11 protein-coding genes and 1 rRNA gene are annotated in these 12,087 nt (G+C 60.7%); 7 read left to right on the forward strand and 5 right to left on the reverse strand.

Features of this window, described 5'->3' with window-relative positions:
* The first annotated feature begins 180 nt into the window (after positions 1-180).
* The 4 genes from rrf (at position 181) to F6S08_RS13990 (ending at position 4,014) form a co-directional block, all read left to right on the forward strand.
* Positions 181-296, forward strand: a 5S ribosomal RNA gene (gene rrf, locus F6S08_RS13975).
* Positions 297-448: 152 nt separating this feature from the next.
* Entirely contained in the window at positions 449-1,108 is a 660-nt protein-coding gene (locus F6S08_RS13980) for a paraquat-inducible protein A (RefSeq protein WP_065923981.1), read from the forward strand.
* Positions 1,095-1,718: a paraquat-inducible protein A gene (locus F6S08_RS13985; RefSeq protein WP_027606959.1), complete on the forward strand. Its 624-nt coding sequence runs from the start codon at positions 1,095-1,097 to the stop codon at positions 1,716-1,718. The genes F6S08_RS13980 and F6S08_RS13985 overlap by 14 nt, the downstream gene beginning before the upstream one ends.
* Complete coding sequence (locus F6S08_RS13990) at positions 1,711-4,014, forward strand: PqiB family protein (protein WP_065923983.1); 2,304 nt, start codon at positions 1,711-1,713, stop codon at positions 4,012-4,014. Before F6S08_RS13985 ends, F6S08_RS13990 begins: the two co-directional genes overlap by 8 nt.
* 60 nt (positions 4,015-4,074) lie before the next feature.
* Here the strand turns inward: F6S08_RS13990 and mksF are convergent, their stop codons facing one another.
* Genes mksF through mksB form a run of 3 tightly spaced genes read right to left on the reverse strand, consistent with a single transcriptional unit; the run spans position 4,075 to position 8,886 of the window.
* Positions 4,075-6,915, reverse strand: a complete 2,841-nt coding sequence (mksF, locus tag F6S08_RS13995; protein WP_315871756.1) for an Mks condensin complex protein MksF — start codon at positions 6,913-6,915, stop codon at positions 4,075-4,077.
* The gene (mksE, locus tag F6S08_RS14000) at positions 6,912-7,619 is read right to left on the reverse strand and encodes an Mks condensin complex protein MksE (RefSeq protein ID WP_065923985.1); all 708 of its coding nucleotides are present in this window, start codon (positions 7,617-7,619) and stop codon (positions 6,912-6,914) included. The genes mksF and mksE overlap by 4 nt, the downstream gene beginning before the upstream one ends.
* A complete protein-coding gene (mksB, locus tag F6S08_RS14005) occupies positions 7,609-8,886 on the reverse strand; it encodes an Mks condensin complex protein MksB (RefSeq protein ID WP_065948505.1) in 1,278 nt (425 codons plus the stop codon). Before mksB ends, mksE begins: the two co-directional genes overlap by 11 nt.
* Before the next feature lie 187 nt (positions 8,887-9,073).
* Here mksB and F6S08_RS14010 point away from each other — a divergent pair, with 187 nt between their 5' ends.
* Both F6S08_RS14010 and rimI read left to right on the forward strand, forming a co-directional pair.
* Positions 9,074-9,817, forward strand: coding sequence for an energy transducer TonB (locus F6S08_RS14010; protein WP_065923987.1), 744 nt, complete (start codon positions 9,074-9,076; stop codon positions 9,815-9,817).
* A complete protein-coding gene (gene rimI, locus F6S08_RS14015; RefSeq protein ID WP_003188286.1) occupies positions 9,810-10,262 on the forward strand; it encodes a ribosomal protein S18-alanine N-acetyltransferase in 453 nt (150 codons plus the stop codon). Before F6S08_RS14010 ends, rimI begins: the two co-directional genes overlap by 8 nt.
* A 74-nt stretch (positions 10,263-10,336) precedes the next feature.
* On the opposite strand, the gene F6S08_RS14020 is transcribed toward rimI, so the two are convergent.
* Entirely contained in the window at positions 10,337-10,741 is a 405-nt protein-coding gene (locus F6S08_RS14020; protein WP_065923988.1) for a serine kinase/phosphatase, read from the reverse strand.
* A 151-nt stretch (positions 10,742-10,892) separates the two neighbouring features.
* On the opposite strand from F6S08_RS14020, the gene can reads away from it, so the two are divergent.
* A complete protein-coding gene (gene can / locus F6S08_RS14025; RefSeq protein WP_003188288.1) occupies positions 10,893-11,537 on the forward strand; it encodes a carbonate dehydratase in 645 nt (214 codons plus the stop codon).
* On the opposite strand, the gene F6S08_RS14030 is transcribed toward can, so the two are convergent.
* Positions 11,534-12,046 (reverse strand): SET domain-containing protein-lysine N-methyltransferase, encoded by a 513-nt coding sequence (locus F6S08_RS14030; protein WP_065948503.1) that lies wholly within the window; start codon positions 12,044-12,046, stop codon positions 11,534-11,536. The genes can and F6S08_RS14030 overlap by 4 nt on opposite strands.
* Positions 12,047-12,087 lie beyond the last annotated feature (41 nt).

A 12,087-nucleotide genomic window follows, 5' to 3' on the forward strand; every position in this document is an offset into this window, starting at 1 on the left:
ATACTAATTTCCCGTGAGGCTTGACCATATAACACCCAAGCAATTTGCGTCGAAAGGCCAGATTGCGGTGTCTGAAGACGCAATTAACCGTAAGTTCGATATCTTCCACAACACCGACAGCTTTCACATACCCAATTTGCTGAAGCGAGGCCAGCCGGCCACGACTCAGTACCCGAATTTCTTGACGACCATAGAGCATTGGAACCACCTGATCCCATCCCGAACTCAGCAGTGAAACGATGCATCGCCGATGGTAGTGTGGGGTTTCCCCATGTGAGAGTAGGTCATCGTCAAGATTAAATTCCGAAACCCCATTTGCGAAAGCAGATGGGGTTTTGTTTTGGGCGGTCGGAAAGTGCGGAAAGATGCACGACAAATTTGCACAGTTATTTCTGAACCAGACCACTAGAATAGGCACCTAACCTTTTTTAGAGTCAGAGCCCTACCTATGCCGGATCCGGTTGATGCCCTTGAGGTGTCGGATTTACCACTGGACAACTTGGTGGCATGCCATGAGTGCGACTTGCTGATGCGCAAACCCATGCTCGCCCTCGGTGAAAAAGCCCAATGCCCGCGTTGCGGTTATGAACTCTACGCTCACCGCCATAATGTCGTTGAGCGCAGCCTCGCTCTGGTACTCGCCGCGCTGTTGCTCTACGTCCCGGCGAACTTTCTGCCCATCATGCAGCTCAATCTGCTCGGGCAGTCCTCAGAGGACACTGTGTGGAGTGGCGTAGTCGGTCTATTCGATACCGGGATGCAAGGCGTCGCCGCCGTGGTGTTCCTATGCAGCATGGGTATTCCGCTGCTCAAGCTGCTTTGCCAGCTGGCGGTGCTGCTCAGTATTCGTTGGAAGATCGGCCGTAGTTACGGCCTGCTGCTGTACCGCATTTACCACCACATGAAAGATTGGGGAATGTTGGAGGTCTACTTGATGGGCGTACTGGTGGCGATCGTGAAACTCGCCGACATGGCCTCAATCACCATCGGCCTGGGTCTGGTTTGCTTTGTCAGCCTATTAATGGTTCAGGTTCTGCTTGAGGTGGTGATGTCGCCGCACCAGATCTGGCAAGCACTGTCAGGGGAAGATGATCATGCGGGCGATTGATGCGGGCATTCTGATTTGTACTGAATGTCACGAGCTGAACAAACAAGAGCCTGACACCGATGAGCAAACCTGCACCCGATGCGGTGCGCTGATCCACGCCCGTCGCCCCAACAGCCTCACTCGCACCTGGGCCTTGCTGATCACGGCGGCCATTCTGTATATCCCCGCCAACCTGTTGCCGATCATGACCGTCAACTCCCTCGGCCAGGGCGAGCCAAGCACCATCATGGCCGGTGTGATCCAGTTGGTGCAGCACGGCATGTTCCCGATTGCGGCTGTGGTGTTCATCGCCAGCATCCTGGTGCCGACGTTCAAGCTGGTGGGCATTGGCCTGTTACTGTTCTCGGTTCAACGTCACCAACCGCTTTCCGCGCAGCAGCGCATTATCATGTACCGCTTTATCGAATTCATTGGCCGCTGGTCCATGCTGGATATCTTCGTGATCGCCATCCTGGTGGCGGTCGTAAACTTTGGGCGGCTTGCCAGCGTCGAGGCCAACCTCGGCGCTGCAGCGTTCGCCAGTGTGGTGATCTTGACGATGCTTGCCGCAGTAACTTTTGATCCCCGACTGATTTGGGATAATACGGAGTCGGACGACGACCATGAGTGATTTGCCTAAAGCTAAAACCCGCCCGGCCTCCAACTGGTCAGCCATTTGGGTTCTTCCCCTGATTGCCTTGATCATCGGCGGTTGGCTGGGGTGGCGTGCCTATTCCCAGCAGGGTATTGAGATCCAGGTGCGCTTTGAAAGCGGCGAAGGCATCCAGGCCAACAAAACCGAAGTGGTCTACAAAGGCATGTCCGTGGGTAAGGTCAAGACCCTTGCCCTTGACGACGAGGGCAATAATCGCGGGGTGATTGCCACCATCGAGATGAACAAGGATGTCGAGCAATACCTCAAGACCAACACGCGTTTCTGGCTGGTCAAGCCCAGTGTCAGCCTTGCCGGTATCACCGGCCTGGAAACCCTGGTCTCGGGTAACTACATCGCCGCCAGCCCCGGTGACGGTGAGCCCACACGCAAATTCAAGGCGCTCTCCGAAGAGCCGCCTTTGTCCGACGCCAAGCCTGGCCTGCACCTGACCATCAAGGCCGACCGCCTCGGCTCGCTCAACCGTGGCAGCCCGGTGTTCTATAAGCAGATACAGGTCGGCCAGGTCAAAAGCTACTTGCTCTCCGAGGACCAGAGCACCGTCGAGATCAAGGTCTACATCGAGCCGACCTACGCCAACCTTGTGCGCAAACACACCCGTTTTTGGAACGCCAGCGGCATCAGCATCGATGCCAATCTCTCCGGCGTGAAGGTGCGCAGCGAATCCCTCTCCAGTATCGTCGCCGGCGGCATTGCCTTCGCCACGCCGGAGAATCGCAAGGACAGCCCGCCGACCGATCCGAGCCTGCCGTTCCGCCTGTACGAAGATTTCGATGCGGCCGCTGCCGGTATCAAGGCCAAGGTCAAGCTCACGGACTTCGAAGGCCTGCAAGCCGGTCGTACACCGGTGATGTACAAAGGCATTCAGGTGGGCAGCCTGAAAACCTTGAAGATCGACCCGGACCTGTCCAGCGCCAACGCCGAGCTGACCCTCGACCCATTGGCCGAAGACTACCTGGTTCAAGACACCCAGTTCTGGGTGGTCAAACCTTCCATCTCGCTGGCCGGCATTACCGGCCTGGAAGCCCTGGTCAAAGGTAATTACATCGCCATTCGTCCTGGCGACAAAGGCAGCGCCCCGCAACGCGAATTCGTCGCCCGCGCCAAGGCGCCACCGCTGGACCTGCGTTCCCCGGGCCTGCACATGGTGCTGTTCACCGACAACCTCGGCTCCCTTGATGTCGGCAGCCCGATACTCTACAAACAGGTCAAGGTCGGCTCGGTGCAGAGCTACCAGTTCTCGCGCAAGAACAAGCAGCTGGTGATCGGCGTTCATATCGAGAAGGAATACGAAAACCTGGTTAACGGTTCGACACGTTTCTGGAATGCCAGCGGCGTGACCCTGACCGGCGGCCTTACCGGTGGTATCCAGGTGAAGAGTGAGTCCCTGGCCAGCCTGATGGCCGGCGGTATTGCCTTCGAAACACCGCAGCCGAACGTACCGCTGAAAAAGCGCATTCCACGATTCCGCTTGTTTGCCGACCGTGAGGCGGCCAATCAGCATGGCACCCTGGTAACCATCAGGGTCGAGCGTGCTGACGGTATGCGTCCAGGCACACCGGTACGTTTCAAAGGCCTGGATGTGGGCAAGATCGAGAGCGTAGACCTCAGTGCCGATATGCAATCGGTGCTGCTCAGCGCACGTATTACCCAAGTAGCGGACCGCATCGCGCGCGTCGGCAGCCAGTTCTGGGTGGTCAAGCCAGAACTGGGCCTGATGAAAACCTCCAACCTGGAAACCCTGGTCACCGGGCAATACATCGAGGTGCAGCCGGCTGCGAAAAACGCCGGTCCACAGAAGAGCTTCGTCGCACTGGCCCAACCCCCTGAAGCTGTCCGCCAGGAGGCCGGCCTGAGCCTGACACTCAGCGCCGCACGCCGTGGCTCGTTGAAGGAAGGTGTGCCGGTGACCTACCGTGAAGTCACCGTGGGCAAAGTGACCGGCTACGAGTTGGGCCAGACCGCCGACCGTGTACTGATCCACATCCTCATCGAGCCCAAGTACGCGCCGCTGGTACGCAGTGGCAGCCGCTTCTGGAACACCAGCGGCTTTGGCCTCGACTTTGGCCTGTTCAAGGGGGCGACGGTGCGCACCGAGTCCCTGGAGACTCTTGTGGCCGGCGGTATCGCATTTGCCACGCCAGACGGCGAGCGTATGGGCAACGCCGCGCGGCCGCAGCAAACCTTCCCGCTGTTCGACAAATTCGAAGAGGAATGGCTGACCTGGGCACCGAAAATCCCACTCGGCAAATAAAGCTACAAAAAAGGCCGCGATCCATCGGATCGCGGCCTTTTTGCATTTCAGCGCAAAACGTCAGACCTCATCCAGCTCCGGCTCATCCGCCTGCACATTCACTGTCGCCTTCACCACATCATGGCGACGGATGTACTTCCAGTCCGCCTCATCGATGTAGATACCGTTCGGCCCGCTGCCGCCTTCCAAGTCGATTGCCACCTGGGCAGACACCTGTGGCTTCACACTGGCGAGGATCGGCACAAAGCCCAGTTGCAAACTGGTTTCCAGCAACGCCGCCTGGTTCTTCTCATCGATATCCGCTGCTTCGTCGAGATAGTACGGCAAGCGCACACGCCCGGCCTGGTCACGGTCCATCAAGTGCAGCAACAAGTACATGTTGGTCAGCGCCTTGATGGTCATGGTGGTGCCGTTGGACGCCGCGCCGTCGATGTCGGTGTGGATCACCGGCTGACCGTGCACCTTGGTGATCTCGAAAGCCAGTTCGAACAGGTCCTTGAGGCCCAACTGGTTATGGTTGGCCGCCACCAGGCGGGCCAGGTATTCCTTGGCTTCTTCGTTCTTGTTGTCCTGCTCGGCACTTTGGCTGAGGTCGAACACCGACAGGGTTTCGCCTTCTTCGTACTGGCCAGCACTGTGGATGATCTGGTCGATATGTTTGAGGGCTTCCTTGTTCGGCGCGAGTACGATGCGGAAGCTTTGCAGGTTGGACACCTGACGCTTGTTGATCTCGCGGTTGAACAGCGCTAGCTGGTGTTCCAGGCTGTCGTAGTCGCTGCGGATATTGCGCAGGGTTCGTGCAATGTCAGTGACCGCCGCCCGGCGCGCCTTGCCCAGTGTCAGCGCCTCATCGGTGCGGTGCGCATAAGCGTTGATCAACAATTGCAGGCGACGCTCTACGTCATCCTCGCTGTCGAACTTGGCCACGCCCTTGAGGCGCACCTGAGCGTACAGCGCCTCGATCTGGCCATCGGCACGCAGCAAGCCCTGCCAGCTGTCCTGATAGTCATTGAGCAGCGGCAGCAGGTTATCCATGGAGTCATCGACCGGGTCCATGAACGGCGTGCCAAACGGCAAGTCGGCCGGCAACAGCTGCCGGCGGCGCAAGGCGTCATCCAGCGTACGTTGCTTGGCTTCCATATCGCCGATCTGGCGGCCCACCAGCTGCAGCTTGGCGGACAGTTGCTGGACGCGCTCGGTGAACGCATCGCTGGATCGTTTCAACTCATCCTGGGCCGCTTCCATCTGTGCCAGGTTTTCCAGTTTTTCGCCTTCTTCGGCACTCAGGGTTTGCGCGCGACGGAAGTCTTCCAGCGCCTTTTGCGCGTCCAGCACCTGCTGGTACAGCGTTTCGGTCTGGGTCTTGCTCGCCGCGCGGTCGGAGGTCACGGCTTGCTGGGTTTTCAGCTGCTTGAGTTCTTTCTCCAGGCGTTCCTTTTGGTCGCGCAACGCTGCGCGATCCGCCAGGGCCTGCAGCGCCGGTGGTTCGATGTGGGAGATGTCGATGGACAGCCCCGGCACTTCAAAACGTTCGCCCTTGAAGCCATCGAGGATCTGCTCCAGGGATTTGACCCACTGGCCGTCCTCATCCAGCGTGATGCCGTGTTCACCCAATGGCAGGCTGAACAACGAACTGTTGAAGAGGCGCATCAGGCGCTCGACGTCCTGCTGCGAAAACTCTTCGCGCAGCTTGGCATAGCTGTTGTTATCCGCGTGATCCAGCTGCTGCTTGACCGACTTCAAGCGTTTTTCCAGATCGCGCAGACGTTCGTCCAGATCCTCGGCGCTGAACTGCCGCGACTGCGCCAGTGCGCCCGCCAGTTCATCGTGAGCGTCCTTGGCCGCCAGCAATTGCTGCTCCAGGACCCTGACGTCATCCACCAGGGCAAAGCGATGCTTGAGCACCGACAACTCGCCCAGCCAACGCTGGATGCCGCTGATTTCCCGCTCCAGGCGCATCAGCTCCTGGGTGCCGCCACGCTGGTCGTTCTGCAGTGCGTCCTGCTCGTTGCGGTAGTGCTCGGCCTGGATGGTCAGCTCTTCCTTGCGCGCACTGGCATAGTCCGACCAGGTGCCGAGCAGCGAATCCAGCAGCGGCGACAGGCGATGCAGCTTGCCGCGCAGGGCGTCGCGCTGGCGAACGCCATTGGCCAGGGCTTCCACCAGCGGGCCGGCAGCGACCAGGGCGTTGTAGTCCTGCTCCATGCGTCGCACATCGCGGAAGGCTTCTTCGCACGCTGCGATGTAATCCACACTACCCGAACGCAGGCTGTGCTCGAACGCATCGAGGAACAGCTGCTTGAGCTTGGCCGCGGTGATTTCGCGCATGTGCAGCAGGTTGATAAACAACGCGCGGAAAGTTTTCAGGCTTTGCTCACTGGTGGAGCGCAGCGGGATCAGGGTCAGGTCCAGCGGGATCGACGTATGACCACCCACCAGCAAACGGCGCAGTTCATCCGGCTTGAGTTCGTAGGCTTTCAGGCCTTCGCGCTCAAGGTTGGTGAACAGCTCCTTCTGACGCAGGCAGGTGTCGTTTTTCTGATAGTGGGCCAGGTCCAGCTTGCCGGCGTAGGCAAAGAACTGGTGCCCGAAACCACCGCCCGGGCCGCGCCCGACCACGCCGATTACGTGGGGGCCATGGGGCAGGGAGACTTCCACCAGGATGTAGCTGGTGTCGGTGGCGAAGTAGAAGCGTCGCGATTGCTCCAGGGTGTACTTGCCGAAACTCATGTCCGACATGCGCGCCAGGATCGGGAACTGCAAGGCGTTGATCGACGCGGATTTACCCAGGTTATTAGCGCCATACACCGACAGCGGTTCTTCCAGCGGGAACAAGCCCAAGCTGTAGCCGGCAGTGTTCAATAGCGCGAAGCGGCGGATGCCGTAGCGTTCCTTGCTCATGCGTCGGTCTCCTGTTCTTCGGCAATGGCGCGGGCCAGTGCGTCTTCTTCGCTTTCGTCCGCGAAGTCGCTGAGGTCCAGCGGGTCATCGGTCTTCAGCAGTTTTTCATCGCTGTCTTCGTCAATGATCACCGGCACCGGCAGTGGCAACACGCTGTGTACGCTGGCCGCCAGGTCGCGGTCCTGCTGCACCGAAAGGCACACGTCGAGGAAGCGGTGCATCGGCGGCAGGAAGCGGTAAATGCCGTTGTCTTCGCTGGCAAAACCCAGCTGGGTCATACGGCGCATGATTTTTTCTTCGAGTTCTTCCTGGGTCTGCACTTCGGCCTGGATAAACAGGTCGCGGTACTTTTCCAGCAGCGACGGCAGCTCGTCACGGCCCAGGCTGCCACCGTCGAGCACGGCGATCGGGTCGCGGCCCTGGTCGGCCAGGTGCTCGACAATGATGAAGGTGAACAGCGCCAGGCGCTGGGCGGTCTTGTTGACCTGCGCACTCGCAATCGCGGAGTCCGGCACGAAGTAGTAGAAGCCACGGGTATCGCACACCAGCTCAAAGCCCAGGGCCTTGAACAGCGTGCGGTACTGGTCCTGGAAGTTCGACAGTTGCGCGTACAGCTCGGGGTCGCGGCGGCTGACGTGGTAACCCTTGAACAGCTCGCGAAAGATCGGCGCCAGCTGGGACAGTTCGGATAGATCAAGATGCATGAGGTGTACTCGCAGGATGCTCGGCGGCGTCGGTGCCGGCCGGGAGCAGGGCGAATGAGCGCAGGCTGACCTGGTGCTCGTGTGTGTGGTAGTCGCGGCGTTCCAGGCGCTCGCGCTTGAAGCGTTTCTCCCGCGAGAGCCGCGAGAACCAGTACAGCAATTCGTCGGTGGCACCGTCCGGTTCCTGCTCCAGCAGCCAGGTCATCAGGTCCGGCATCGGCAGCGCGTCTTCGCAGCGCTCGAGCATTTCCTTGACCGTCCGAGGTGCGCGCTGGGCTTCGCCCTTGTGGGACTTGTGCGCCTTGGGGAACCGGGCCGGTTTCGGCTCGAAGTTCGCCAGGGCATACACATAGGCCTCGACCTGGCTGGCACTGCCGAGGAAGGTGCTTTGCGGTCGGGTAAACATCGGCATCGCCGCCTGCGGCACCGCGTCCAGGCCTTTACGGCGGATGGCCGACAGCGCCAGCGCCGCACCGCGGGTCACGGCATTGTGCCGACGCGCTTCTTCGCGCAGCGGCAACAGCAGCTCGCGGGCATGCCGCAAGGTCAGCTGGGCGCTGGTCTGCATTTCGAGGATGCGCGCGTGGGTGCGCAGCAGCATGTCGTCGTCCACCAGGTGGCCGAGGCGCTGTTGCTCGGTGAGCATGCGCAGCAGCACGTTTTCCACCTTGCGCACGCCTTGCTCGAAGGCACCGTCGGCGTTCACCAGCTGGATCATCGGTTCGACGTACTCGTCCCAGGTCGCCAGGACTTCGGCGTAACGCTGGCGCAGCGGGATCTGCCGGTCGCTGGTCTTGGCACGGTCGGCCACGGCCGCGAGGGCCTGTTCGTCGTTGGCGAGTTTTTTCAGTACGTCGCGTACGCGCATGTCGAGCAGGCGCAGTTGGCGGGCCAGGTCGTGGCCATCACGGATGTCGAAGGCATCCTGGATATAACCGGCCAGGCGCTCAAGATGGCGCAGGTAGGCTTCGATCTCCAGGCACAGGCCAAGCCGGTGCTCCTTGCGAAGATAAGCCAGGAAGTCGTGGATCTGCGCGTTGAGCTCGAAACGGTTCGGGCTCTTGGCGACAGGCACCAGGATATCCAGGCGAATCCACACGTCCAGCAGGCTGGTGATGTCCTGGGGCGTGCTGTCCAGTTGTTGGGCGGCCAGTTGTGCGCGCAGCTCGCCGAGGCTCAGGGTGCCTTGGTCGAAGTGTTCGCACAGTGGCTCAAGTAAGGCCCAGTGTTCGGCGAGGGCGCGCAGGACGCGCTTGGGTTCGATCATGGGAATGGCCGGCTGGTTGGCGATTAAAAGTCGCGATTGTACTGCATCAGGCGCGGGATTTATCCACAGCCGGTCAGTGCACAGTGGGCGATTGTTACCGAACAGCGGTAGAATCCCCGCTCTTTACTTATCCACAAGTGGCCGAGCTGTGCTTATCGAGTCCCGACGTCGCGCTTACTTGACCGCCATGCAGGTGGTCAACTGGCTGCCCCGCACCGAACTGCCGTTCGCCGCCCCGTCGCGGCCCGAGCTGTTAGCGGCGCTTGAGCCCTATGAGGCGTTCGAGGTTTCGGGGGAGGAGGCGGCTGCACCGGTGGCCGTGGTCAAACCCGTACTGGACGCTCGTCCTGCGGTTGAACGCGTCAAGGTCGAGGTGCCGCGCCCGGGGCCAATGGCCAAGCCCGTAGTGGCCGAAGCGGCTGCGCCGGTTGCCAAGGCCCCCGTGGTGCCGCCGCCACGCTTTGCCCTGCAGTTATTGCGGGCCGGGCGTTGCCTGCTATTGGTGGAGTTACCCACCGGCGAGCGCTTCCAGACCCGCGACCCCGCCTACATGCTGCTCAAGGACATGCTGCGCGCCGCCGGCCTGCCCGACAGCCCGCAAATCGTCGGCGACCCGGTCCGTTGGCCGCTGCTGGTACGCGGCACCATGGACCAGGGCCCGGAAGCGGCGCGGGATTTCGTGCAAGGCTTCGTCTCGGCACGCCTGGAGGACGAACCCTGCGTGTGCCTGTGGCTGATCGGCCTGCCCGCCGTACGGTTTGCCGGTGAAGCGAACGCCGAAGCCTGGTACCGCGAACTGCAGGTCGAGGGCCTGGGCTCTGTATGGGCCCTGCCGGGCCTGGAATTATTAATGGAAGAGCCACAGCGTAAGGCTGATGTCTGGCAAGCCATGCGCCGGCTGATGGCGCGCTGGAAAACAACCGATGAGTGAGGCTTTATCCTTCCGCCCGATGACCGAGGCCGACCTCGACGCCGTGCTGAAAATCGAATACGCGGCATTCAGCCATCCCTGGACCCGGGGGATCTTTCTCGACGGGCTGGGCAAGTACCAGATCTGGCTGATGTTCGAAGGCGAGCAGCAGGTAGGCCACGGCGTGGTGCAGATCATCCTCGATGAAGCGCATTTGCTGAACATCACCGTCAAGCCGGAAAACCAGGGCCGTGGCCTGGGCCTGGCACTGCTGGAACACCTGATGTCCCGCGCCTATGCCGCCAACGCGCGGGAATGCTTCCTGGAAGTGCGCGACAGCAATACCGGAGCGTTCCGCCTCTATGAGCGCTATGGCTTCAACGAGATTGGGCGTCGCCGGGACTACTACCCGGCTGTCGGCGGGCGCGAAGATGCGGTTGTCATGGCCTGCACCCTCGTCGATTAAACACACGGACCAATGTGGGAGGAGGGCAAGTCGAATCGTCGCACCGCCCCTCCCACATTTGGATTTGCGCAGTGTCAGCGGTTTCCGTCTACCGGGTCCAGATCAGCCAGTTCCGCTTCATCCAGGCCATTTCCGCCGCCAATGTCATCTTCATCGACAATGCTCAGGTCAAAATCCGCCGGGTTGTCTTCCCCCGCCTCCCGAGCGTCCCGCGCACCGTCTTCATGGATCAGGGTTTCCGGGCTCATATCATCATCGGTCGACTCATGATCAGCCGTTGAAGCCCCGGTCAGTCCGGCCTCGCGCACCCGTTCGTCGGGCATCAGCTGTTCTCGCTCGCCACGGGGGATCTCATTGCCAATCTCCGCCGTCGGTTCTTCCTCGTCAAAATCCAGCTCGCGCATCGAGCCCATGCGGTCTTCGTTGTCGTCAATCGGTTCGGGCTGTGTAGCGCCGTAGGGACGTCGTGATTCAGTCATGGCCAATCCTCATACTGTGGGGCTTATAGTGTGTGGACAGGCATGGCCCCCCAAGATTCAAGTAATTGCCCGCCGGCTATCTTTATCATCGGCGTGACCCGGACGGGCGGTCGTCTGTCAAAGCTGCGCATCATTCCTGAGGCTTTCCCTGATGAACGAACTACAAGACCTGCTTGATAACAACGAACGCTGGGCGGATGCGATCAAACAGGAAGATCCCGAATTCTTCGCCAAGCTCGCCCGCCAGCAGACCCCTGAATACCTGTGGATCGGTTGTTCCGATGCGCGGGTACCGGCCAACGAGATCGTCGGCATGCTGCCCGGTGATCTGTTCGTACACCGCAACGTGGCCAACGTGGTGCTGCACACTGACCTCAATTGCCTGTCGGTGATCCAGTACGCGGTCGATGTACTCAAGGTCAAACATATCCTCGTCACCGGCCACTATGGCTGCGGCGGCGTGCGCGCCTCGATGCAGGACCGCCAGTTCGGCCTGATCGACGGCTGGCTGCGCACCATCCGCGATCTCTACTACGAAAACCGTGACGTGCTGGCCCAACTGCCGACCGAAGAGGAACGTGTGGACCGCATGTGCGAGCTGAACGTGATCCAGCAGGTGGCCAACGTCGGCCACACCAGCATTGTGCAAAATGCCTGGCACCGTGGGCAGAGCCTGTCTATCCACGGCTGCATCTACGGCATCAAGGACGGCCGTTGGAAAAGCTTGAACACCACCATCAGTGGCTTCGAGCAGCTGCCTCCGCAGTATCGCCTGCGTCCGCTGGGCGAAGCCTAAGGCCGTTTGCGGTCGCGCCAATGGGTCATGAACGCCTGGCCTTCGGCGTTCAAACACTCTGTGCTGCCGGTGATCCAGCCCCGGCAGTTCAGCTCGCCGCATTGGCAGGCGAACTGTCGGAACAAGGCGTCCTCGGTACTGGCGTAGTCCAGGGTCAGCGGGGCGCCAGCGACTATGGGCTGCACGGTCCATAGCTCCAGGTAGGTGGTGTCGAAAAACACATTCGGGTTGCAGGAGTGTCGCAGCAGGCCGCAGAACCAGCTGTCATACAGGTGGATGCGGGCGGACAGCTGCAGCGTACGTGGGCGTCGCTCGTTCACGGCGTAACCGGACACCCGGGCAATGCGCACGCGGCCGTCGAAACCCACGCGAGCCCTGACGCCGCCGCCGTCGCGCTCAACCTTAAAGTGCTTGGCCGAGGGATAGCCCTGTTCAACGAGCAGTGTCTTGAACGGGTACAAACCATCACTCACAGTGGTTTTAGCCTGGTCCATGGCTTGAGTTTTCATAACTCTCCTTGGTTAGGCTGCATCGACCTGCGGGTGGTGGC

Source organism: Pseudomonas sp. JV449 (assembly GCF_032424295.1).
GTDB lineage: Bacteria > Pseudomonadota > Gammaproteobacteria > Pseudomonadales > Pseudomonadaceae > Aquipseudomonas > Aquipseudomonas marginalis.

Coding starts and splice junctions, on each gene's coding strand:
- F6S08_RS13980 (WP_065923981.1), top strand. CDS start 449: ATGCCGGATCCGGTTGATGCCCTTGAGGTGTCGGATTTACCACTGGAC.
- F6S08_RS13985 (WP_027606959.1), top strand. CDS start 1,095: ATGCGGGCGATTGATGCGGGCATTCTGATTTGTACTGAATGTCACGAG.
- F6S08_RS13990 (WP_065923983.1), top strand. CDS start 1,711: ATGAGTGATTTGCCTAAAGCTAAAACCCGCCCGGCCTCCAACTGGTCA.
- mksF (WP_315871756.1), bottom strand. CDS start 6,915: ATGAGCAAGGAACGCTACGGCATCCGCCGCTTCGCGCTATTGAACACT.
- mksE (WP_065923985.1), bottom strand. CDS start 7,619: ATGCATCTTGATCTATCCGAACTGTCCCAGCTGGCGCCGATCTTTCGC.
- mksB (WP_065948505.1), bottom strand. CDS start 8,886: ATGATCGAACCCAAGCGCGTCCTGCGCGCCCTCGCCGAACACTGGGCC.
- F6S08_RS14010 (WP_065923987.1), top strand. CDS start 9,074: ATGCAGGTGGTCAACTGGCTGCCCCGCACCGAACTGCCGTTCGCCGCC.
- rimI (WP_003188286.1), top strand. CDS start 9,810: ATGAGTGAGGCTTTATCCTTCCGCCCGATGACCGAGGCCGACCTCGAC.
- F6S08_RS14020 (WP_065923988.1), bottom strand. CDS start 10,741: ATGACTGAATCACGACGTCCCTACGGCGCTACACAGCCCGAACCGATT.
- can (WP_003188288.1), top strand. CDS start 10,893: ATGAACGAACTACAAGACCTGCTTGATAACAACGAACGCTGGGCGGAT.
- F6S08_RS14030 (WP_065948503.1), bottom strand. CDS start 12,046: ATGAAAACTCAAGCCATGGACCAGGCTAAAACCACTGTGAGTGATGGT.